Origin of the sequence: Pantoea stewartii (genome assembly GCF_011044475.1) — a bacterium.
Taxonomy (GTDB): domain Bacteria; phylum Pseudomonadota; class Gammaproteobacteria; order Enterobacterales; family Enterobacteriaceae; genus Pantoea; species Pantoea stewartii.
On sequence record NZ_CP049116.1, the window covers coordinates 140,263 to 162,864 of the forward strand.

The window sequence follows — 22,602 nt, forward strand, 5'->3', positions numbered from 1 at the left end:
GTTCTGTACTCGTGGACTATCCTGCTGGTATTTATTTTCTGGCCAGATGGCGTTTCGTATCACGAGCCTGGATACGCGCTTCTGTGGGTGAGGGAAACAGATAATGGTACAGATCGCGATACAGGCTCAGATGTTTCACCACGCCCTCATGGATAGTCTTGGTAATATCGTTGATTAAAAAATCGCAGGTGGTGTTGAAGTTTCCCATTTTAAAAAAGGCTTTATCAAAAACCGTAATAATGCCTTCCCATTTCATCTGATATTCATCTCTGATCGGATCATGAGTTGCAATGAACAGGCCTTTGTGGGACTTCACACCATGTTTGCCCACATAGGTGGTTTGCGAATCGTAGCCACGTTTACTCCGCCAACGGCAAAATTCATAAGGCACATCATAATGGGGCAAAATAAAGTCGGGACAGCGGAAATTCTCGTCGCTTAACAGACCATCCAGCGTCACCGTGAAATGCAAAAAATCCTGCATAAAATCGAACTGACGCGTCTTGGTTAAGGTGACATTGATGGTGAAATTGCCTGAATGCACATACCAGTAGTTAGTAAAACCGTTGACCAGAATACAAAATACCTGCCAGTCGCTAAGCCGCCGGTCACCGGCTAATCCTCTGAAACGACTTATCATTAGCCTTGCTTTGGGATGCTGATACGCTTTGAACAACGGATCATTCATACCTTTCAGTAACATCAGGCCCACTCCTTTGTAATTTAGCGTATCCTGCCATGCCATTTTACTACTGAAAAGGTGCCGTCATCTGATTATGCGACGTTGCGCTTTCCTTTTGGGCACCGTCTTACTTATCGTTCTGTGATGCCGTCTGTAGCCATAAGCATCAGGCTGCATCATTGAATGTGCAGACAAGGCAAGGCTAAATTTTGCAAAAGGAAAATAAAGAGAGATAATTCAGAAGGGATAGAGGGCTAGTGCGCGTTGCTGATGGGTCTGAACAAACGCATTTTTTAATTCACAGTAAACGTTACTCTCCCCCCGGCAGTCACGTTGCGCGGCGTATTTCACTGCCGCATAGCTGTCGCGGATGTCTGGATATTTTCGCAAATAATCCCGAAACGCCAGATGCCGGATGATATCTGGACTGCCCTGGATAAAAGCATGGACGTGATGCGTACGGCGGCCCTGAAGGCTCTTGGTATAATAGCGTCTTCCTGGCATACCGTTTTCGCCACGCGCCTGATAGCCAGAGGCGCACAACGCTGACGTAATGTCAGACGAATCATGAGTAATCACTTCCAGCAAAATATCGATGATCGGTTTGGCCGCTAATCCTGGCACCGCAGTGCTACCAATATGATGAATAGCGACAAGGTGTTTACCCAATCTTGCCGCTAACACAGCCGCCTCAGCAGAGAAATGATTCGCCCATTCAGGACAATACTCACTCACGATTATCTGACGCCCGTTTATCATTTCGCTTTTTAGCGCCCTTTTTTCTTGCGACCCGGCTGCGTAAATCGCTTGCGTGAAGCGGGCTTATCATCAGCTTTTACGCTCGATTTAGGTTGGCTATTCCCTGGTTTTTTTGCAGGAGATTTTTTCTGCGGCGTCTTTTTTGCCGATTTGTCATCAGAAGTGGAATTTTCGAGCAGCTTAAACAGTTCGATTAATTCATCATCCGTCAGATCGCGCCATTCACCCAAAGGAATACCTTTGAGATTTACATTCATAATGCGCGTGCGTTCCAGTTTGGTGACTTCATACCCAAAGTGTTTGCACATACGACGGATCTGCCGATTAAGCCCCTGTACCAGCGTAATACGAAACACGTAGGATGCTTCTTTCTTCACTTTGCACTTTTTGGTTACCGTGCCCAACATGGGAACGCCGGCTGCCATACCGGCAATAAATTCATCGGTAACGGGCTTATCAACAGTGACGACATATTCTTTTTCGTGGTTATTGCCTGCACGCAAAATTTTATTGACCAGATCGCCATGATTGGTCAGGAAAATAAGTCCCTGCGAATCTTTATCGAGACGACCGATGGGAAAAACGCGTTTACTGTGATTAACAAAATCACTGATGTTATCGCGTTCGCCCTCTTCCATTGTGGTGATAATGCCTGTGGGTTTATTCAGCGCGATCAGCACCAAATCACCTTCATCACGAGGCTCAATCAGCTGACCATTCACTTTTACGACATCGCCAGCAAAAACCTGGGCACCAACGGCTGCGCGTTTACCATTGATAAAAACGTTGCCCTGTTCGATAAAGCGATCAGCATCGCGGCGGGAGCAGATTCCGCTCTCACTGATGTATTTATTGAGTCGTGTTGATGAATGCGTCAGCATGGTTCCTCCAAAAACGCGCACTATACCTTACCCGCTCTCGCTTGCGAAGCAGAAGGCATTAAACTTTTGGCCCCTTCATCGGCCAGTAAAATCAGGCCATATCCTCTGCGTTTTGAACCTGAAAGTGCAGGCAGACGACGTGACACATCAGTCTCGTCCCGCGCCTTTTTCGATGGCGCTGACCCGGGCCTGATCGATGCGACGCCCATAGCTCTGCACCGGGCAGGTACTAAAACCGCGCGCTCATGCCAAGGTTCCAGGTGACCTCATGATAATCACGTGCGCTCGCCACCGTCGACACAGCGGCAAAAGCGCTAACCGCGTCGCCGATGGGGACATTGGCCCCTACAGCTATATCCGCCCAGTCTTTATCCTGATTCGAACGGCTTTGTCGGAAAGCCGTTCGTGTCGATTTCAGACCTGCACTCACCGATGTATCCGTGTCGCCAAACTGATGGTTATAACTGACCTGTGCCCAGGGATTGATTCCTAATCCCTGGGTATCAATGCGCCACCCCACTGCGCCAGTTTGTGAATGCCGTGTTTGATCGGAGAAACGCATCGCACTGCTGCTGTCGCCGCGTTCCTGATAACCGTCGGCCCGCACATAATCCAGCGCATAGCTGACAACAGGCCCCGTGGTAATCGTCTCGTTTAAGGGAAAATCCCAACCGGTTTGAACCCGCGTGCCCATCAGCTTTCCACTACTGCTGCCCTGTTCAGTGCGGACCGCAGGGCCAAGTTTTATCTGACGTTCAATGCTGTCGTAATCCAGATCCGCATAATGGATATCGGCGTTGACCCACAGTCTGTCCATCAGTTGTAGCTGGCTCCAGAGTGCCACCATGTTGCCGTGCAGCCGGTAATCATAACGTTCAGAGGGATGCTGTCGTTGGCTGGCCGTTGACAGCAACGCCCCTGCCTGCAGGTTGTCGGTCAGCTGATAACCCATGCCGGCTGACAGGTTTGCAGTATCTGTGTCGCCATCATTAAAAACATCACGTTTGTTGCGCGCGTGCTGACCGGCGTAACCGCCAAACACGGTGAATTCTCCGGCTTCAGCGGGTTGCCTGCGCTGCTGCTGGAGATGACTGTCCAGCGTGTTATGCACATCCTGCAGCATCGTCAGCGGTGCCTGCGTCAGTACCGCGACCTGGGCTGGTGCATCCAGGATTGACTGAATGTAGTCAGCAATCAGGGCATGCACCGCAGGGCTGGGATGAAGACGATCGGCAAACAAAAAAGTCTGTTGCGATGAGAAACCCGCTGTCGACGAAGTACAGACGGCGGAAGAGGTGCCCGGTGGACAGGCCATGCCTGCGGTGTTAGTAAGACCATAAAGCGCCGGACTGGCGATCACTTCATTAAAAAGCCCATTAATATCGACCCGAACAATATTCCCCTGTGCAGCCGCCAGCGCGTTTTCTTCCTGCTGATTGTAACGGGCCGTCAGAGAAGCCGCCTGATCGCTTAACTGCTGCCAGGTGGCGAACAGCTGTTGTGCGATCAGGTCACGAACCGCCGGTATGGCAGAGAGCTGCGCAGCGGCCTGACCGAAAGCCGTCTGGATAGCCTGCTGCCGTTCCGCCGTAGTGAACATGGTCGCCGCGTTCAGTGACTGAAACGCCGCCGCCACCGCTGCGGAACCGGCCCCCTGAAGTATTCCTTCTATCAGGGCAGGCGTCGCACCGACATTAGGCACGGTTGGCACTATCACCGTACTAGCGCCCGCATTCAGTAACGCGCTGACCTGGCTGGCGGCCGCACCGGCGCTGTTGTCAACCAGAGAAAGCGCCAGCGAGGGGCTGGGAATGAGCGTGGCAGCGGCCAGGTCATTCCCGCCGATCCAGTGAATATAGAGCCCGTTGGAATCGGCCCGGCCATTCGTTGACGACAGATAGCGGGCAACCTGATCCTGGGTATTAAACTGCGGATTGAGAGCGGGCACCGCCACAGCACCGCCTGCCGCGTAATTACTCCCGCCCTGAGAGGACGGCTGCAGCATCAGTCCCGCGTCACGGGCGATGATTTCATCATAGAGTGGATGACTGGCAGAATCGTAGGTAAAACGGCCGACGTTACCTGTATCACTCAGGCTGTCGCCAAATACGGTAAGACTGTCCCAGGCCATCACCGCTGGTGGGCTTACCAGGATGGCAAGCGCGACGAACGACACAGGAAACCATGCACGATTTTTCTTCATGACCAGCTCCATTCAGGAAATAACAAGGATGGATAAATCAAAAGAACAGCAAATAAACATCACGGCTGAGTAATAGCCGCAGATTGAAGAACGCTCCAGACGAAAGCTGACGTGAGTTCGCAAAAACGAAAAATTTTTAAGCCATTCCGAAAAGTGTCAGCCACTTTTGCAAACCCGATCACGCCAGGTATTGAGGAAACACATCCAGGCGTTGCAGGGTGAGCGAAAGCGTTAAGCTGCGCCAGCCATGTACTGGCTCAACTCTCCTCTTGTCGTGTGACATCTGAACGAAGGATTTATTTTTTTATGGCAGGCTTAAGACCACGGTAGAAATCCTGTAGCCGTTTCATGGTCTTAGTCGTACGATCTGGCAGGGAAGCGGCCACCGAGAGAATCAACATTTCAAGGCAAACCATCACTGTGCCGTGTAACGGGATGCGCCCTTTTTCCCCGCCGCGTGGCACGTCAATAACCACATCCGCTTCCCGGGCAAAGAAGGCGTCGGTCGCATGGGTGAGAAGAATTATCGGAATGCCCAGCCTTTTGGCCTCACGCACCACTGTTGTTCCTTCGCGATGTGCCGACTTTTGTGCCATCATGATCAGCACATCGCCCCGTTGCAGCGCCAGCATCTGTTCCGCCAGCGCAATACATGAACGGTTAAGTGAGAAGGCTGGCAAACCGATGCGATTTAACAGGCGGACGGTGTAGTCAGCCAGAATACCCGAGGCGTTAATCCCGAAAACGGCCACCTGGCGGGCTTCACTCAGTAACCCCGTCGCTTCGGCCAGCGCCTGGCGGTTTTGCTCAGAGGCCAGTACCTGACACGCATGGAGATGCCCCTGCAATACGAAGTCTATCGACGACGAAACATCATGCGTCATAGCATTGACGGTGCTCAGCATTTTCTCTTCTGAAGAGAGGCCGGGACCAAACCAGGCCTGAAGGACGTTTTTCAAATCGCGCAGTCCTGAAAAACCCAGTGCCTGAATGGCGCGAATCACGGTCGCATCCGATGTGTTGTTCGCGCGGGCGATATCCATGGCAGTGCTGTCCAGAACCGTTTCCCGGTTGGTGTGAAGATAATGTGCAACAGCCAGCAGGCGGGGTGAGAGTTGCTGTTCCCGCGAACGCAAACGCTCGCCCAATATATCTGTACGACTTCTGGCCTGCATCAAGGAAGCCTGTCACGCTGATTACTGTTAAAAACACCGATGAGATGAAACACTCTCACGCCCCCGTTAAATCCTGAACGATAATGTGTGAACCTGACAGGGTAAGCCCCTTCGACGATACTGTTCTTGCTTCGCCTGCGCTAAGCATGTCTCGCCCGGCTGTAGTCAGCAAGCCTTTTCTCCCTCACGAACAGCAAGGTTATGCTTCTTCTCATGGATACACTTCGCCAGAATAACTTTTTTAATTCATGAAAATTAATGATTTAACAATATAAAAACAGTTAAATCATCGTTAATACACTCTCCTGAAAATGTAGTAAAAATAAATGTTTTTATATTTACTACTACATTACTCAATGATTGAATGATTCTCAATTACAAAACAGCCTACCAGGACGGACGCAAAAACCTCCGCCTGAAGGCGAAAAACCCCCACGTTTAACGTGGCCTTTACGTTTATTTTGTTTTTGATGATCAGCGAAAAAATATAATGAAAACACGTCCAGGCGAGAGTAAGAACCTCAGATTTCAGCAGGCTTTAATAGTGGCGATCTGTTCCAGCGCCTGGCTTCCGGCCGGTAACAGCATTGCCGCCACCGGGGATGATACCGTCACCGTCACCAGCGATGCTGACCGTGAAGAGGGCTATGCAGCCACCACCAGCAGCGTTGGCAGTAAAATGCCGACGGCGCGTCTCGACGAGGCCCAGTCTGTCAGTACCGTGACACAACAGCAGCTTAATGATTATCAGGTCAGCAATCTGAGCGATGCGATGCGCTTCGTCAGTGGTGTTGCGGAAGCCAACACGTTGGCAGGAACAGAGGACGGTTTCGTTCGCCGTGCCTTCGGTAGCAATTCTGATGGCTCGATATATCGCGATGGTATACGAAGCAGCCAGGGGTTAAATCTGGATGCGACCACGGAGCGGGTTGAGGTACTCAAGGGATCGGCATCTCTGCTCTATGGCATTCAAAATCCGGGCGGTATCATCAATGTCATCAGCAAAAAACCACGCTATTCATGGGAGTCTTCCGTCAGTGGGCGCTACGCAAGTGAAGGCGGTGGAGCCGGTACGCTCGATGTCACCGGCCCGCTGGGTAATGGTTTTGCTTTCAGGCTCATCGCAGAGAAGCAGCGTCAGGATTACTGGCGCAATTTTGGCAGTGATGCGCATTCTCTGCTCGCACCGTCATTGCAATGGTACGGTGAGAAAGCCAGCCTGTTGGTCAGCTACAGCGACTATCGTTATGACATTCCTTACGATCGCGGTACCGCTTTTATTAATGGCGCACCACTCGATGTCGGTTATAAACAGCGACTGGATGACAAAGCGAATCATGCCTGGGGACATAATCAGGCACTGAACGCGCATTACGACTGGCAGTTCAACGACAGCTGGAGCACGCGCCTGACGCTTGGCTGGAATCAGCGCCGTTATGACAATAACGAAGTTCGGGTCACGGCGATTAATCCTGCTACCGGCGTGGTTACCCGGCGCGCTGATGCCAATCGCGGATTTAATCAGCAAACCAAATATCTGTCATGGGACGTCCTGGGGAATCCGGAGATATTCGGCATGGCGCATGCGCTGGTCTTCGGTACGGATTATGAAATGAACCAGACGTACCGGGCGCACCAGTATCAGGGCAAAAATGACCGCCGCTTTAACTACCTCAACCCCACTTATGACCTGCTGTCACCGGTAACCGACAGCACAACCGAAAATACGGCAAATGCTAACAACCTTAACCGTATCCACAGCCGTTCGGTTTATTTAAAAGACAGTATTTCGCTTACTCCAGACTGGATTGCGGTCATTGGCGGACGTTATCAACATTACGAACAACGCGCGTCAAAAGGATTTAATCCGGTCGTTGAAACGCTGAATGATGAGGGAAATACCTTCCTGCCACAAACCGGGCTGATTTATAAAATCACACCGGATGTTTCGCTCTATGCCAGCATGAGTAAATCGTTCACCCCATCGACGGATGTCGACGATGAAGGAAACGTCAGTAAGCCTGAGCAGGGCACCACCTGGGAGGTTGGCAGCAAATGGCAACTTTCTCCGCGCCTCTTTGCCTCGCTGGCGCTGTACAGAATCGATGAAAAGCGGATGACACTAAACATCAACGGTACTAACCGTCCGATCAACAAGGCGCGCTCGCAGGGCGTTGAGGTTGAGCTTAATGGTGAAGTGGTCCAGGACTGGGATGTCAGTGCCAGTTACAGCTATGACAACGCTGAAATTGTCGATGACCGGATTAACCCGGCGAATAATGGCAATCGCTTACAGAACGCACCAGAGCAGTCCGGTGCGCTTTACCTGAGCCATAATCTGATCGTCAGCAACGTGCCCGGTGATTTTCGTGTCGGCGGCGGCGCCCGCTATGTTGGCAGTCGTGCTGGCGATCCTGACAACAGTTTTACCTTACCGGATTATGTCGTAGCGGACAGCTTTATTGCCTGGAACAACGCGTTGCTGGGCAAGAAAACACAGATACGACTGAATCTGAATAACCTGTTTAATAAACACTATTACACGTCGAGCGGCGGAAACCTGCGCGTACGTGAAGGTGAAACCCGCAACCTGATGGTACAAGCCCGTGTTGAATTCTGATTTCTGTAAACGCAGCCTGCTACGAACGCTCCTGCTGTTGGCTTTGACCTTCAGTAGCCTGGGCTGGGGCAAAACCATCACCGATATCAACGGCGATAAGGTCACCGTTCCCGATCATCCTGTGCGTATTGTGCTGGGCGAAAGCCGGGTGCTTTACACCTACGCACTGCTGGAACCCGGCAACCCTTTCAAAAGGCTGGTCGGCTGGCCCGAGGATCTGAAAAAGTACGATCGTCAGACATGGGATATTTTCGCGCGTCAGTTTCCTGAAATGCAGCATATCGCGTCATTAGGTCAGGAGGGATCAAATGACATCAACCCTGAGAAGGTGATCGCATTACAACCCGATGTGGTAATTTTGCCGGCACTGGCGCGCAGCAGTGAGGCCGGACAACGGCTGGAGCGCGTCCTGAAATCCGCGCATATCCCGGTCGTGAAAATCGACCTGCGGGTGCATCTCCTTGAAAATACGACCCGCAGCGTAGCCATTCTGGGAGAGGTGCTCGATCAGGGTGAGCGAGCCTCGGCTTTGAATGCGTTTTATCAGCAACATATGCAGACCCTTGCGCAGCGCCTCGCTCAGTTTCGCGGGAAGAAGCCCACCGTACTTCTGCAGTTGCATCTGGGACGTCGAAATGAATGCTGTGTGACGTCGGTAAACGGCAGCCTTGGTGAGATACTGGCGTTTGCCGGCGGCGAAAACATTGCCAGCAAAACGGTTTCCGGCGTTTTCGGCCGGTTGAATGAAGAAACGGTGATTGCGTCACATCCGGACTTCTATTTTGCAACGGGCAGCGGCGATCGTAATGATACGTCCGATTTGCGTATTGGCCCTGCCATCACGCAGGCTGAAACGCGCGCCTCGCTGCGGCAACTGACCGCGCAACAAACGGGCCTGAAGTCGTTGCGTGCGTTGCAGGACGGCCACGCGGCGGCCCTGTGGCATAATTTTTACCTCAGCCCCTGGCACGTTGTCGCGGCAGAATTTTTTGCCAAAACGCTTCATCCCGCGCTCTTTAACGATATTGATCCTGAAAAAACGCTGCGCCAGCTGTTTACTGATTTTCTGCCGGTTCCGTATTCCGGCACCTATTTCTGTGAGCTGACGCCCAATACCTGATCACGGATTGACCGGCGTCGTAATGGTGACGCCGGTCAACGCAACGTCTTAACAGTGATTTTTTACCCGTACGATGTCGGCCATGACAGACAGCGCGATTTCCGCGGGGGTTTTACTTCCGATAGCCAGACCAACAGGCGCAATGATCCGTGCGAGCTCATCGTTATCCAACCCTGCAATGGTCTGTAAACGCGTCTTGCGCCTGGCCGTATTTTTAGCCGACCCCATAATGCCAATGTAAAACGCATGAGTGTTGACCGCTTCCATCATGGTTAGCTCATCTATGCGCGGATCGTGAGTTAATGAGACGATGGCTACCGCAGCATGCGCACCGTTGAGCTCCAGCCAGCGCGCGGGATGCTGAGGGACGATCGTAATCGTATCCTGGCCCGTAAAATGACCTTCCAGCTCACTTAACATCTCTGAGCGATGCTCACATACCCGAACATGAAAGCCCAGGATTTGTGCCAGCCGGATGCACTCAAAGGCCACGGTAGAGTAACCTGCCACCAGCAATTCCGGGACGGCACCAACCGGTAACACGACCTCTGGATGCTGATAACGAAGCACCGGCAGCGCCGCCGTCATCGCCACAGTTTGCCAGGTGGCACGTTTGCTTACAGTGACCGTTTTGAGCAGTCGTGTTTTGCCACGCAACGCCTGATGCATCGCTTGTAACATCTGGCCGCTGTCGTTATCGGCAACCAAATATTCCACCAGCACGTCGAGGCTACCGCCACAGGGCAACTGCACCTGCGTTTGCCTTCCGCCTTCACCATAACGGACAATCTGACTGTGGATGCGGTAATGCCCCTCAGCCAGCCGTGCCAGAAAGTCTTCTTCTATACAGCCGCCGGAAAGCGAGCCGCATCCTTCTCCACTGTCACTGATCACCATCATCGTGCCAGGTGCGCGCGGTGAAGAGCCCCAGGTCTGCAACACAGTGCACAGCCAGACGGCCCGTCCCGCATGATGCCAGCCTAATGCCGTTTCAATCACTCGTTGATCTAACGTCATCATGGGCTGCACCTCATTCGCCGTAAATCATCCGGATAATCAACATCCTCCAGGCAACCGCGATCCCGAAGTGGCACGTAATGTACAGGATGATGTTGTAACAGTTGCTGCGCACCAGTATCACCGGTCAGCTGGCGCAGCGCGGGGAAAAAAGCGGCCGAAAAACCCACGGGATGACCAGCACGGTCGTCAACCCAGGGACGCACCAGCGGATACGTGGTTAACGCCCTGTTTACCGCCCTGTAGCTTGCAGCGGTAAGCCACGGCATATCGCCCAGCGCCACGATCACGCCATCATAATCCGTGCAGGCACTGACGCCCGCCGCTATCGACTCGCCCAGCCCTGCGCTGGCACATAACACCCGCATCGCATCACCTAGCAGAGAATGAATGGCCACGTCTTCGGGACGCGATACCACGACCACCTCCATTCCGCTCGCCCTCGCCTTATCAAGCGTATGTTTCAGCACGGCTTTGCCATTCAACGCCGTCAGTAGCTTATGTTCGCCACTGGCATGCCGAAACCGGCGGCCCATCCCTGCCGCCGTTAATACAATGGCCGTTTTCATCTCAGCGCGTTCCTTCGCATGTTTAGAGAATCTTATCCAGCGTGATGGGCAGATCGCGAACCCGCTTGCCCGTAGCATGGTAAACCGCGTTACTGATCGCGGCCGCCACGCCCACGATGCCCAGTTCACCCACCGTTTTGCCGCCCATCCGGGTCGCTTTATAATCCGGCAGGCCAACATCAATCGTGGTAATCGCCGGGATATCCGCGTTCACGGGAATCAGATAATCGGCAAGATTGTTGTTCAGCACTCTGCCGTTGCGCGGATCGATAATGCCTTCCTCAAGCAAGGCCTGTCCCACGCCCATAATCATGCCGCCAACCCACTGACTGCGGGCCAGTTTGGGGTTATAAAGCCGGCCGCTGTCAAACGCCGCGACCATACGTTTAACCCGGATGGTGCCAAAGTCCTCGTCCACTCTCACTTCGACAAACTGTGCACTCCAGCTGTGTGCAGAGACGTCTTCCGGGCGGCTCATTTCACCCAGGCTACCGGTCACACTGTCCCGTTCCTCGGCAGACATATCCGCTGAGAACGTGCCGCCTTCGACGCACAGCACGGATGCATTCGTCAGGCTGACCAGTGCACCAAAAGAAACAGTCTGAGAAGGGTTAGCGGTAACACAAATCGCCCCGTTCGCCAGGCTGAGTTCATGCGGAGGGATGCCTCTCAGAGGCGAGCCCGTTAATTCGCTTGCGAGCGTGACTAAGCGCACGCGCATTTTTTTGGCGGTGTCATCAACCGCAGCCGTCAGGTTTCCTGCCAGCTGAGAGCCCCCCGCAACGCCGGCTCGTGGCAGTTGCGTATCGCCCAGTTCAACTTCAATGCAGTGTGAATCCACCCCTAAGATATCAGCGGCGGTTTGCGCCAGAATCGTGTACGTCCCGGTGCCGATGTCAGCTCCCGCGCACTGCACAACAATCTGCCCCTGAGAGGAAAGCAGGATTTTTGCCTCAGCCGGCATGGTATTAACCGGATACGTGCCCGATGCCATGCCCCAGCCAATTAATTCACGTCCTTCGCGCATCGAACGAGGCGCCATAATGCGTTTATCCCAGCCGAAGGCTTCCGCCCCTTTTTCATAGGCTTCTTTCAGATGACGTGAGCTCCAGGGCAACCCCAACTGATAATCGTGATCTGCCCAGTTGCGTAAGCGAAAGGCCAGCGGATCGAGATTTAGCGCATAAGCCATTTCATCCATCGCCACCTCAAGCCCGAATGCACTGGGATTCTCACCCGGTGCGCGCATCCAGCCTGGCGTGACGGTATTGATGGGCCTGACCTGGTGCTGCGCCGAGAGATTTTCAATAGCGTACATGCGCCCCGTCACCTTACTGCAGTTTTCAGCGAAGACATCAATCAGTGACGTTTCACTGAAGCTGCGCAAAATCACCGACTGAATTTTCCCGTCGCGTGTCGCTCCCATCTCCAGCTGCTGTGACGTGGCAGGACGCCCCCCCAAGCCGGTGAAGGTTTGTGGCCGCGTCAGTGAAACGCGAACCGGACGATTAAGCGCGCGCGAGGCCACGCAGGCCAGCGCTACGTGCGTATAAGGCACCGGCTTAGAGCCAAAACCTCCCCCCACATAGGGCGAGATGACGTGAACATCTTTTGGCGAGATCCCCATCCATTCGGCGATTTCAACCTGCGCCCCTGCCACCCACTGGCTGGGTTCCCAGACGGTTATGCGGCCCTGCTCCCAGTGTGCAATACAGGCATGGGGCTCCATCGGCATGTTATATTCGCGTGGCGTGGTATAACGCTGATTAATCCGCACGTCTGCACGTTCCATGGCGGCCTGAGCCTCACCTAAATCGATGTCCTGCTTTGTAGTCGGCTTAGGCTCCACCCCTTCATCCGTCGCCGAGATCAGAGCAGGCGTCGTCTCATAGTGGATATCGACCAGGGAAGCGGCATAAGTTGCCTGTTCAAATGTCTCTGCTACGACCAGGCCAATGTTCTGACCATTGTGAATAATCACATCGTCCTGAATGGGCGTATAGGTTGTCTGCGCCGCACCGCCATCAGCGATAGCCGTCGGCTTATTGATTCTGAGTGAATTAAGATGTGTATAAACGGCAATCACACCTGTCGCACGTTCCGCTTTGGCCGTATCGATATGTGAGATGCGGCCACTGGCAATTGTCGATTGCAGGACGACGCCATGCAGCACGCGGTCGGGCTTATGCTCTACAGCATAACGGGCTTTTCCCGTGACTTTGACCTTGCCCTCACCGCGGGTTCGCGGTGTGCCAAGACCGGAAGGGCTGGCAGCGGCGCGACGGTGAGGATTGACGCTTTGCTTATCCGCGGACAGCACATCGTTGTCGGACCGCGTCAAGCCGTTGTTATGTTTTGTCATGCCTGCTCCCCCGCAGCCAGCAGCGCGCGGGCAATCACGCGCGGCGTTAACGTTATTTTGTAAGCGTTGTGCGCCAGCGCGCGCGTTTCCTGAGTGATTAACTCTGCGGCCTTATACAGGCTTTGCTCCTCAAACCGCTGTCCGGTTAACGCATGCTCCACATGACGGGCACGCCAGGGCTTGGTTGCGACACCACCTAACGCGATATGAACGGTCTCTATCCGTCCCTGCGCAAGCGTTAATCCCACGGCCGCACTCGCGCTGGCGAATTCGTAAGAAGTCCGATCGCGTACTTTCAGGTAATGGGACTGTTTTAATGCTAAAGAACGGGGAATCTCGATGGCGACGATAATTTCATCGGGTTGTAAGGCGTGCTCATGCTGCGGCGTCTCGCCGGGCAACAGAAAAAAGTCGTCAACCGGAATGCGCCGCATATCCTGATGGCTGTTTTGGACAATAATCGTCGCGTCAAAGGCCGTCAGCGCGACGGCCAGATCACCAGGATAGACCGCCACACATTGTTCACTGCCGCCCAGAATGGCGTGACTCGCATTGATGCCGTGCAGCGCTGCACATCCGGAGCCCGGCGTACGTTTATTGCAGGCGGAAAAGGTGGCCGGATCGCGGTAGTAGGCGCAACGGGTACGCTGGCAGAGATTGCCGCCGATGGTTGCCATATTGCGGATTTGAGGCGACGCCGCCTGCCACAGACTGCCATACAGAGCGGGGGCCAGGGCCTCACAATCAGGATGACTGGCCAGTTCACTCATGGTGACCAGCGCCCCAATGGTGATTTTATCGTCGCCGAATTCGATCGTTGACAGATCCGACAAGCCGGCAATATCGGTGAGAAGTGAGGGAGTCAGTACGCCACATTTCATCAAATCAAGTTGCGTCGTTCCGCCCGCGATAAGCTGATTGTCAGCGTGCTGTTTAGCGCCTGCTGCATCCGTTACTGACCGGGCAACCTGCCAGCGAAATTCGTTCATCGTACGTCCTCCGCCATTTCAGCTGCAGCCTGCTTTATCGCATCAATGATAAAAGGATACGCGCCACAGCGGCAGAGATTACCGCTCATGTATTCGCGAATCTCGTCGTCTGAGCCTGTATGACCTTCTTTAATACAGGCGACCGCAGACATAATCTGCCCGGGCGTGCAGTAGCCGCACTGAAAACCGTCATGTTCAATAAAACAGCGCTGTACCGGGTGCAGCTCACCCGATGCCTGTTCCAGACCTTCAATCGTGGTGACGGCTTTTTCTTGCGTCTGAACAGCCAGCGTCAGGCAACTCAGGACACGCTGACCGTTCACCAGCACTGTACAGGCGCCGCACTGGCCCTGATCGCATCCTTTTTTAGTGCCGGTCAGATCAAGATGATCGCGCAGTGCATCTAATAATGTGACGCGAGGATCGACCGTTAACTGCCGGGTCTCACCATTGACCTGCATCGCGAGTGGTATTTTTTCTGACATTATCTGTTTCCCATGGTTGCAGTGCCGGTTACGTGATGTGAGGCTTATCGCTAACGGGCGAAATTAAAAACGTGAAGCGCGGATAACCCTGATGTTTACATGCGTATGTCCGTCATTAGGTTTAGCACTTATTTTTCGGGTCGGAGATAAAAACGAGAAGAATGTCTGCTGTGCTTGACGCTGACCGTCCAGACAAGGGTGACGGTCAGCGAAACAGCGAAGATTAATGGGCAGGTAAACGTGGGCCTTTAACGTGCGCGATCAACAAACTGATCATAAAAACGAAAGCGAATAAGACAACGATGGTCGGTGCTGGGGCACTGTCGATAAAAAATGACAAATATACACCGCTGAGCGATACCATTACGGAAATGAGAGCGGCCAGAATCAACGCATGTGAAAAACGACGTGTCAGTAAGACAGCAATCGCGCCGGGCGCAATCAACAAAGAAATGGAAAGAATGATGCCCACCGCTTTTAACGTCGCTACAATCGTCAGAGAAACCATGGCTAACAAGCCATAATGCAGCCAGCGCACCGCCAGGCCACAAGCCCGCGCCTGCTGGACATCGAAACTGAATACCATCAGGTCACGCCATTTCAGGATAACAAGTATTACCACTGTCGCAGCCATCGCCCCTGTCTGAATAATGTCATCACGGCTGATTCCCAGCATATCGCCAAAGAGAATATGGTCGAGATGAATCGCGGGTTTTAACGCAACAAACATAATCAGGCCGGTGGCAAACATGCCCGAAAAAACAATCCCCAGTACCGTATCCTGTTTGATTCTGCTGTTATCTTTAAGATAGCCGCTGGCAATCGCGCAGAAAAAACCCGCGCTGAAAGCGCCTGTGGCAAGCGGTAATGACAGCATCCATGCCAGCACAACACCGGGAAACACGGCATGGCTCATGGCATCCCCCATTAGCGCCCACCCTTTCAGAACCAGAAAGACAGACAACAGCGCACAGGGAATAGCAACGATACAGGCAATTAACAGGGCGTGGTTCATAAAACCAAACTGAAAAGGTTCCAGCCACATCATCATATCTCCTGCATCCGGCGACGCCGATGGTTCGCGAGTAAACCGTGCTTAGGTGCAAACACAAAAGTCAGCAGAAACAGCAACGTCTGGGCCACCACAATGATTCCTCCTGTCGCACCATCGAGATAATAACTTGCCCAGGCACCCGCAAAGCTGGTCAGGCTGCCGATGGCGACAGCAATAGCCAGTAAACGTGGAAAGCGATCGGTCAGCAGCCATGCGGTTGCACCCGGTGTTACCACCAGACTGATGACTAAAAAAGCCCCAACCGTTTGTAATGCCGCTACGGTTGAAACTGCAAGTAAGGTGAAAAACAGTATTTTGAGCCGTCCCGGCTGTAACCCCACGGCGCGAGCATGGTTCTCATCGAAGAAAGCCACCATTAAATCTTTCCATTTGAAAAATAAAATCGTGGCAGACGTGATCCCGATAACAGCCAACTGAACAATATCCGCGGGGGCGATAGCCAGAATATTGCCCAGTATGATGGTTTGAATATTCACCGACAGGGGATTCAGTGAAACCATAAACAGCCCTAACCCGAAAAACGAAGAAAATACCAGACCAATAATGGCATCTTCTTTTAAACGTGTACGCTGATTCAGCACTAGCATGCTCCCCGCCGCTAATCCCCCCGACAGGAATGCACCAAAGGCAAACGGAAGCCCCAGCATGTACGCGCCTGCCACGCCCGGCACGATAGCGTGCGACAGCGCATCGCCGATAAGCGACCAGCCTTTTAGCATCAGGTAGCATGAAAGGAAGGCACACAATCCACCCACCATTGCGGCAATCCACATGGCGTTCAACATATATTGATAACTGAAGGGTTCAAATAATAGCGTCATGGCTGACCTCGTACTGAACGCCTGTCAGGCGATGCGGGTAAAAGAGGCTTATCATCCATGACCTCACGCAGCTCACCCTCAACCATCGCATGGCGAAGTACACCGCTAAATGCCCGTTCGAGATTTGCCTGTGTAAAGGTGGTGCGCGTCGGCCCGCTGGCCAGAACGGTACCTTTGACCATCACGGTGTAGTCGCAAAACGCCATCACCGAACTGAGGTTGTGCGTTGAGACCAGCAGGGTTTTCCCTTCATCGCGCAGTTCACGCAACAGACTAATGATTTTGGCTTCGGTTTTTACATCGACGCCTGTAAAAGGTTCGTCCAGTAAAATTACCTCTCCCTGCTGAGCAATGGCCCGGGCGAGAAAGACACGTTTTTTCTGACCGCCTGAGAGCTCGCCGATTTGCCGCTCCCGGTATTCGAGCATATCTACCCGTCCGAGCGCAGCCATGACTTTGTCACGATCCTGTTGTCTGGGCCTGCGCATCAGACCCATGTGACCATAACGCCCCATCATGACAACATCCTCAACCCGGACAGGAAAAGACCAGTCGACCTCTTCTGCCTGCGGCACATAAGCCACCAGACTACGGCGTAAGGCCTGTCGCGTTGTCATACCGAGGATACTGACCGTACCTGCACGGACAGGAACGAACCCCATCAGCGCTTTAAAAAGCGTTGATTTCCCCGAGCCATTGACGCCAAGCAATGCGGCAATGGAACCGGCTGGCACGCAAAAACTGGCCTTGTCGAGGGCAATATGGCCATTGCGGTAGATTACCGAGAGGTCAGAAACATCAATTGTCGGCGTCATTGTTTTTTCATCCCATCATTAATGCCTTTCACCAATGTCTGAGTGGTGACCTTAAGTAAGTCCAGATACGTTGGTACGGGTCCACTGGCGGTACTGAGAGAATCGACATACAGAACGCCGCCATAGTGCGCCTGTGTTTCACGTGCTACCTGACGAGCCGGTTTATCCGATACGGTGCTTTCACTGAAAATAACGGGAATGGCATGTTTCTTCATCTGGTCAATAACCTGGCGTACCTGTTGAGGCGTCCCCTGCTGATCGGCATTGACAGGCCAGAGATAACGTTCCTTAAGCCCCAAATCGCGCGCAAGGTAGGAAAATGCCCCCTCGCTGGTCACGAGCCAGCGTTTGTTCTCAGGGATGTCGGCGATTTGTTTTCGGAAAGGCTCAAGCGATGCGATGATTTTCTGCTTATAGGCAGCGGCGTTCTGTGCATAGATCTGGGCATTGGTCGGATCATATTTACTCAGCGCGTCACGAATATTGTCGACATAGATAAGTGCATTATCGGGCGACATCCACGCATGAGGATTGGGTTTGCCATTGTAAGGCCCCTCCCCTATCCCCATGGGCTCGATTCCGGCAGAAACGACAACGTCAGGTACGCCTTTCAGGTGCTGATAAAAGCGCTGGAACCATAGCTCAAGATTCAGGCCGTTAGCCATCACCAGTTGCGCCCCCTGAGCCCGCTTTATGTCTCCGGGCGTCGGCTGATAATCATGAATTTCGGCTCCGGGCTTAGTGATGGATGTTACTTCAGCCGCCTCCCCCGCCACATTTTTTGCCATATCGGCAATGACGGTAAATGTCGTTACAACTTTAAATTTTTCAGCGGCATGGCTGTTTGTTGTCATTGCAACACCGAGCATGACACTCAGCGCGGTTATCCAATACCTTTTAAACCTGTTCATCGTACTGTCCTCAGCTTAATGCGCAAATATAGCTCGTGCTAACTTGTATAGCACAAGCTATAAATCAGGGACAGAAACACTTTGTGAAGTTTTATAATGAAATGAATGGAAGTTTCATTTTTTCTGACAGGAGGTATGTAATTCGTTATTTTAAAGAGTAAAAAATAGATCCACCCCTCTCCAGCTAATGCAGATTTTCTGTCTAAACAGGTGCCGTGAATTCGTGTAAGCGTACAAACAGCGCTGTACGGTAAGGCGGATTGTATTCTTTGCTAAAATTACGAATGTGGAACACATGCCAAAGGAGGTTATTTTGCTACTTTCACAACAGTATCTGACTAACACTATCATTGGCGAGGCCGCTCTGAACCTGATAGCAATTAATCAGGACGTAAGTGTTGAGTCCCTGGTGGATGAGCTCAGGGTAATGAAAGAATCTGAAGTTGATGAAAAACGACTTCTGCAACTGGCCGATGCAACAAAGTGGCTCATGGGATTCAGAAAAATCGGTGCACGCTCGTCTCCCGGCACAGGCTGGTCTGCACGCAAGCACCCTTTTTCAGCGTCTTCTGACAATGACTATGATGATATTTTCTTTAAATAGTAATAAGCTTGTTTTTCATCCCTGATGGTGGGAAACAAGCTGAACCGTACGCCATAATTGTTAAAAAAGTTTAAACGCCAACCTCTATAACCCTCTGTTTTACCTCAATTAGCACTTTTTGCACAAAAATATTCCTTCAAGATCATCAAAATTCTGTACAAGTTTTTAAAACATGTATAACTTTCGCTTAGCGGCGAAGTATATTTTAACCACTTGAGGATATGAGCATGCGTCAGAACGGACATGCACCGGATAATACCAGCGACATTGCCCGTTATTTTAACCAGGCCAGCCAGCCCTCTCAGCAGGAAACATTGGGCGAAATTGTTGTGGAACTCCTGCGCGCTGGTCAAACGCTCTCTCGTAAAGCTATCTGCAGTAAACTTCTCCATCGTCTTGATGGGTGCGCTTCATCAGAACAACAGCAGCATTATCAGGCCCTGATTGGTTTGCTGTTTAGCCGTGAAGGCTGATAAATTTTGCATTAATCGTTAATTCGTTTTTAAAGTAAATTCTGATCGGACAGTACTGCGTTTAGTCACAGGGAGTGTACTGTCCACAGCTGACGCGGGAAGGTTAGCTGTCCCCGTCATCGTGACCGGACTATGGCCACACATTCGTAATCAGAGAAGCCAGTATGTACAGAAGTGAAGAAGAAAAAATAACGGATGTGATGATAGGTGAGGCCGTGCTGACCTTACTCAAGTCCGAAAGTCCGATTTCCAGCAATGCATTAATCGCCCAGCTTGAGGTGATGGCGGGCGAAACGGAAGATGCAACACGACTGCGTGCGATTAAAGTTGCCATCGTTGAAGTGCAAAAAGGAATGGCTTCTGCAAACAGTCGTCGAAGAGTGGATCTTTCAGAACGTGATAAGCACCGTTTAAACAATGATGGTCCGCCTGAAGGTTCTAAAAAGCACTGAGCTTAATGTTTGTGGCTGGTCATCAGGCGATGATGCGGTGTGATTGCAGACAGGTAAGTTACCTGATTAACCCTGATAAATAATAATACTGTCGGCTGACTTCCTGCTATTCAACTGACAATTTTCTTAGAGAATTGAGACTATGCAACAGAGCACATCAGATTTAGCCATCATCGAATTTTTCCGCAGTGAGGGCGATCACCTCGCCAAAGAAACTGAATTGCTTGGTCGGGTGATCAGAAACATTGTCAGCGATAAGAAGCGGGTGACGAATAAAGCCATTATTCTGTACTTAATTGCTGAACTGGAGTGCACTGACGATGCATCTCAGATTGAACTGTTACGCAATACGCTGGAAATTGTGGTAGGCCGAACCCCGGACGACGCGGGCATTTGATATTATCACCAGGAAATAAAACAACGATATTTCCTGGCTGCCCTCTTTATCCTGCAACACCTTTGTATTGCAGGATAAGGCTAATGCATTTTACGCATAAAAAAATGAATGGCGCGCTTGCACAGATGTTTGACTCTTTTGTCCCGGCTATCCTCGCCCATTCGAAACAGTGCATCCGTGATCTGATGAAACTGAACGGGCTCCCCCATCTTCAAAAGCTCACTCACCACCTCTCCAATCAACGCACGAATATCGTTGTCTTCATGGTTATTCACATAACCTCCAACTGGTGTATGTATATACAGACTAACATCTTTATCATCTTAAAAACAAAGAAGATAATGAAAATTTATGGTAAGCGGAGCGGTGACATTAAGTTATGCTCTTGATTTTATTCTGGATTATTTATCACTAAGCGTGCGTAAATAGCGAGATTCCTGGTACAGGATAAATTGACGAAATACGATAAAAAGTAAATTTATATTTCCTGAAAGAGCAATACGTGAAGAAAATTTAACAATCCATACTTTATATGTTGACCGATATTGCGGATGTATCATAAAAATCAGAGCGGCTTTTCAGATAACGCCACCCGATAAAATACGACTTCAACTCTTTTTTCGTCTGCGTCAAGCCGTTGCCGCCTGTTGCGATTACTAACGACTGGCGATGATATTTACCTGGCAGGCACCGACTACCCGATGAAATAAATCGACCAATCATAGAGCGAATATCAGTTGTTTTACCTGATATGGCAAACACAGAAAAACAGCGCTGGAAGCTGTCAGGTAGTTACTCAGAAAAATTTCAGAAACCGGAAAATACATTCTCTGTCTTTTTGCCCCCGAGCAGGAAAAAACGGCCCAGCGCTGACAAAAACGCATGATCTTCCTTTAATCCGGCACGTGTATCGACCCAGCCATGCAGTGAGAAAACACTGTCCCGAGTCTGAAAACCTGATGTCATCGTCATGAATCTGAATGAAACGCGTACCTCCACCGCCCGGTGCACCCTGAACAAAACCTTCGGCTATCACATTGTTTTTTACAACCAGTAAGCATGTAACTTACTGCATCGCCTGCCCTTTGAGTACTTATCCTGAATGCGCAGGAGATTTCTGTGACGGATACGGGTCGCCCTGAAAACCTGGCCCACCAGGATACTGCCAGCACACCTCCGCGGGTAAAACCCGGGATGCATCCCTCATACCCGGCGGCTGGATGACTTTACCTTTTTGTTTCTTGTTAACTTTCAGCATGCAGCCATATTTTCCTGGTAATGAGAAAAACGATGCGTAAAGGCCCCACAGAGGAACGCATGCTGGGATACGCCTGCCAGGTGCTGGATAACAACATGGCGAAGGTTATAGACGGATTTAATCTGACAGTTCTGATTGCGCGCCTGCTGCTTTTCCGGAACGCCTTCAATCATTGCCATGAGAGAAGCCCGACGCAGAGGGGTGAGATTGAATGCTTGTGCAGTTACGGGTTTTAACTCAGTGGAACCCGTGATGATGTCCTGTAATGCGCATTTCATCTGCTGAGGTGAAAGTCTGGAGGGTATTGCGTAAAAATTATCACCTGAGACATAAGGCAGGCCGGCTAAACGCAGGAGCACCTGAATACAGTTAGCAGACATATCAGTAAGTATGATAACCGGTCCCTTAAACTTTCCTCTGACACACCTCCGAACAAGTGAACGAAGGATACTGAATTGTATGCTGATACTGTAGTGAAGATTTATTATGACAGCATCATAATGCATTTCAGGAAATAAACCGCACTTACCGGCGACAGGCAAACGGATATGCGCTATATCGTCATATTTCGCGCCTGACAATTGTTTAACTGCCAACGAAAAGAAGTTACAGTCATCTATTATGCAAAGTCTTCTTCCAGAGGGATGCGAGCTCTGTATTTTTACAATTTCATTCATGTCCACTCACCTGCACGAAAAGGAGTTTAAAATAAACCCCATTAAGGATTAAACTAACCAAAAATAAGAGATTTGATCCACACGATTAATTTAACATTCAGTAATCAACATGATTTAAATAATGAATATCACTACTCATATCCGGGACGCCAGCAGCGTCACTTTATCGACCACCTGATATAATCAATTCAACACCTTCCCTGACCTGTTCGAGCCTACACCAGAGTCAGACTTGCAACCTGTCTGAATATTCGATT

The 22,602-nt window shown here is 51.4% G+C and carries 22 protein-coding genes; 6 read left to right on the forward strand and 16 right to left on the reverse strand.

The features are described from left to right. Nucleotides 1–31 precede the first annotated feature (31 nt). The 5 genes from G5574_RS22090 to G5574_RS22110 form a co-directional block, all read right to left on the reverse strand. Nucleotides 32–703 (reverse strand): hypothetical protein, encoded by a 672-nt coding sequence (locus tag G5574_RS22090; protein WP_033742365.1) that lies wholly within the window; start codon nucleotides 701–703, stop codon nucleotides 32–34. Nucleotides 704–919: 216 nt separating this feature from the next. Further along, nucleotides 920–1,441 carry a GrpB family protein gene (locus tag G5574_RS22095; protein WP_226375663.1) on the reverse strand — a complete coding sequence of 174 codons (522 nt, stop codon included), beginning with the start codon at nucleotides 1,439–1,441 and terminating at the stop codon, nucleotides 920–922. An 8-nt stretch (nucleotides 1,442–1,449) separates the two neighbouring features. Next, nucleotides 1,450–2,322 carry a 23S rRNA pseudouridine(2604) synthase RluF gene (gene rluF, locus G5574_RS22100; protein WP_164483315.1) on the reverse strand — a complete coding sequence of 291 codons (873 nt, stop codon included), beginning with the start codon at nucleotides 2,320–2,322 and terminating at the stop codon, nucleotides 1,450–1,452. Between the two features lie 229 nt (nucleotides 2,323–2,551). Next, nucleotides 2,552–4,525, reverse strand: coding sequence for an autotransporter outer membrane beta-barrel domain-containing protein (locus tag G5574_RS22105; RefSeq protein ID WP_164483316.1), 1,974 nt, complete (start codon nucleotides 4,523–4,525; stop codon nucleotides 2,552–2,554). 296 nt (nucleotides 4,526–4,821) lie between these two features. Further along, the gene (locus tag G5574_RS22110; protein WP_164483317.1) at nucleotides 4,822–5,700 is read right to left on the reverse strand and encodes a MurR/RpiR family transcriptional regulator; all 879 of its coding nucleotides are present in this window, start codon (nucleotides 5,698–5,700) and stop codon (nucleotides 4,822–4,824) included. 490 nt (nucleotides 5,701–6,190) lie between these two features. On the opposite strand from G5574_RS22110, the gene G5574_RS22115 reads away from it, so the two are divergent. Together G5574_RS22115 and G5574_RS22120 are read left to right on the forward strand one after the other, a co-directional pair. Further along, nucleotides 6,191–8,320, forward strand: a complete 2,130-nt coding sequence (locus G5574_RS22115) for a TonB-dependent siderophore receptor (protein WP_164483318.1) — start codon at nucleotides 6,191–6,193, stop codon at nucleotides 8,318–8,320. Then, nucleotides 8,307–9,440: an ABC transporter substrate-binding protein gene (locus G5574_RS22120; RefSeq protein WP_244964701.1), complete on the forward strand. Its 1,134-nt coding sequence runs from the start codon at nucleotides 8,307–8,309 to the stop codon at nucleotides 9,438–9,440. Before G5574_RS22115 ends, G5574_RS22120 begins: the two co-directional genes overlap by 14 nt. Before the next feature lie 48 nt (nucleotides 9,441–9,488). Here the strand turns inward: G5574_RS22120 and G5574_RS22125 are convergent, their stop codons facing one another. From G5574_RS22125 to G5574_RS22165, 9 genes are all read right to left on the reverse strand, one after another. Further along, on the reverse strand, nucleotides 9,489–10,460 hold the full coding sequence (locus G5574_RS22125; protein WP_164483319.1) for an XdhC family protein: 972 nt from the start codon (nucleotides 10,458–10,460) through the stop codon (nucleotides 9,489–9,491). Next, nucleotides 10,457–11,026 (reverse strand): nucleotidyltransferase family protein, encoded by a 570-nt coding sequence (locus tag G5574_RS22130; RefSeq protein ID WP_164483320.1) that lies wholly within the window; start codon nucleotides 11,024–11,026, stop codon nucleotides 10,457–10,459. Before G5574_RS22130 ends, G5574_RS22125 begins: the two co-directional genes overlap by 4 nt. 22 nt (nucleotides 11,027–11,048) lie before the next feature. Then, the gene (locus G5574_RS22135; RefSeq protein ID WP_164483321.1) at nucleotides 11,049–13,388 is read right to left on the reverse strand and encodes a xanthine dehydrogenase family protein molybdopterin-binding subunit; all 2,340 of its coding nucleotides are present in this window, start codon (nucleotides 13,386–13,388) and stop codon (nucleotides 11,049–11,051) included. Continuing rightward, nucleotides 13,385–14,377: an FAD binding domain-containing protein gene (locus G5574_RS22140; RefSeq protein ID WP_164483322.1), complete on the reverse strand. Its 993-nt coding sequence runs from the start codon at nucleotides 14,375–14,377 to the stop codon at nucleotides 13,385–13,387. Before G5574_RS22140 ends, G5574_RS22135 begins: the two co-directional genes overlap by 4 nt. Then, the gene (locus tag G5574_RS22145; RefSeq protein ID WP_164483323.1) at nucleotides 14,374–14,862 is read right to left on the reverse strand and encodes a (2Fe-2S)-binding protein; all 489 of its coding nucleotides are present in this window, start codon (nucleotides 14,860–14,862) and stop codon (nucleotides 14,374–14,376) included. The genes G5574_RS22140 and G5574_RS22145 overlap by 4 nt, the downstream gene beginning before the upstream one ends. A gap of 223 nt (nucleotides 14,863–15,085) precedes the next feature. Continuing rightward, nucleotides 15,086–15,907, reverse strand: a complete 822-nt coding sequence (locus G5574_RS22150; RefSeq protein ID WP_033742614.1) for a metal ABC transporter permease — start codon at nucleotides 15,905–15,907, stop codon at nucleotides 15,086–15,088. 2 nt (nucleotides 15,908–15,909) lie between these two features. After that, nucleotides 15,910–16,758 (reverse strand): iron/manganese ABC transporter permease subunit SitC, encoded by an 849-nt coding sequence (gene sitC, locus G5574_RS22155; protein WP_162286562.1) that lies wholly within the window; start codon nucleotides 16,756–16,758, stop codon nucleotides 15,910–15,912. After that, complete coding sequence (locus G5574_RS22160) at nucleotides 16,755–17,573, reverse strand: manganese/iron ABC transporter ATP-binding protein (protein WP_058708871.1); 819 nt, start codon at nucleotides 17,571–17,573, stop codon at nucleotides 16,755–16,757. The genes sitC and G5574_RS22160 overlap by 4 nt, the downstream gene beginning before the upstream one ends. Then, entirely contained in the window at nucleotides 17,570–18,427 is an 858-nt protein-coding gene (locus G5574_RS22165) for a metal ABC transporter substrate-binding protein (protein ID WP_269750711.1), read from the reverse strand. The genes G5574_RS22160 and G5574_RS22165 overlap by 4 nt, the downstream gene beginning before the upstream one ends. Before the next feature lie 352 nt (nucleotides 18,428–18,779). Here G5574_RS22165 and G5574_RS22170 point away from each other — a divergent pair, with 352 nt between their 5' ends. The 4 genes from G5574_RS22170 to G5574_RS22185 all read left to right on the forward strand — a co-directional run bounded on the left by G5574_RS22170 (nucleotide 18,780) and on the right by G5574_RS22185 (nucleotide 20,410). Then, entirely contained in the window at nucleotides 18,780–19,088 is a 309-nt protein-coding gene (locus G5574_RS22170) for a hypothetical protein (protein ID WP_226374859.1), read from the forward strand. Nucleotides 19,089–19,315: 227 nt separating this feature from the next. Then, nucleotides 19,316–19,561, forward strand: a complete 246-nt coding sequence (gene ycgZ / locus G5574_RS22175; RefSeq protein WP_033742343.1) for a regulatory protein YcgZ — start codon at nucleotides 19,316–19,318, stop codon at nucleotides 19,559–19,561. A gap of 164 nt (nucleotides 19,562–19,725) precedes the next feature. Next, nucleotides 19,726–20,013 carry a hypothetical protein gene (locus tag G5574_RS22180; RefSeq protein WP_033742341.1) on the forward strand — a complete coding sequence of 96 codons (288 nt, stop codon included), beginning with the start codon at nucleotides 19,726–19,728 and terminating at the stop codon, nucleotides 20,011–20,013. 142 nt (nucleotides 20,014–20,155) lie between these two features. Beyond that, the gene (locus tag G5574_RS22185) at nucleotides 20,156–20,410 is read left to right on the forward strand and encodes a biofilm/acid-resistance regulator YmgB/AriR (protein ID WP_033742340.1); all 255 of its coding nucleotides are present in this window, start codon (nucleotides 20,156–20,158) and stop codon (nucleotides 20,408–20,410) included. Between the two features lie 80 nt (nucleotides 20,411–20,490). Here the strand turns inward: G5574_RS22185 and G5574_RS22190 are convergent, their stop codons facing one another. Beyond that, complete coding sequence (locus tag G5574_RS22190) at nucleotides 20,491–20,685, reverse strand: hypothetical protein (RefSeq protein ID WP_072021715.1); 195 nt, start codon at nucleotides 20,683–20,685, stop codon at nucleotides 20,491–20,493. Nucleotides 20,686–21,661: 976 nt separating this feature from the next. Continuing rightward, the gene (locus G5574_RS22195; protein WP_164483324.1) at nucleotides 21,662–22,345 is read right to left on the reverse strand and encodes a hypothetical protein; all 684 of its coding nucleotides are present in this window, start codon (nucleotides 22,343–22,345) and stop codon (nucleotides 21,662–21,664) included. Nucleotides 22,346–22,602 lie beyond the last annotated feature (257 nt).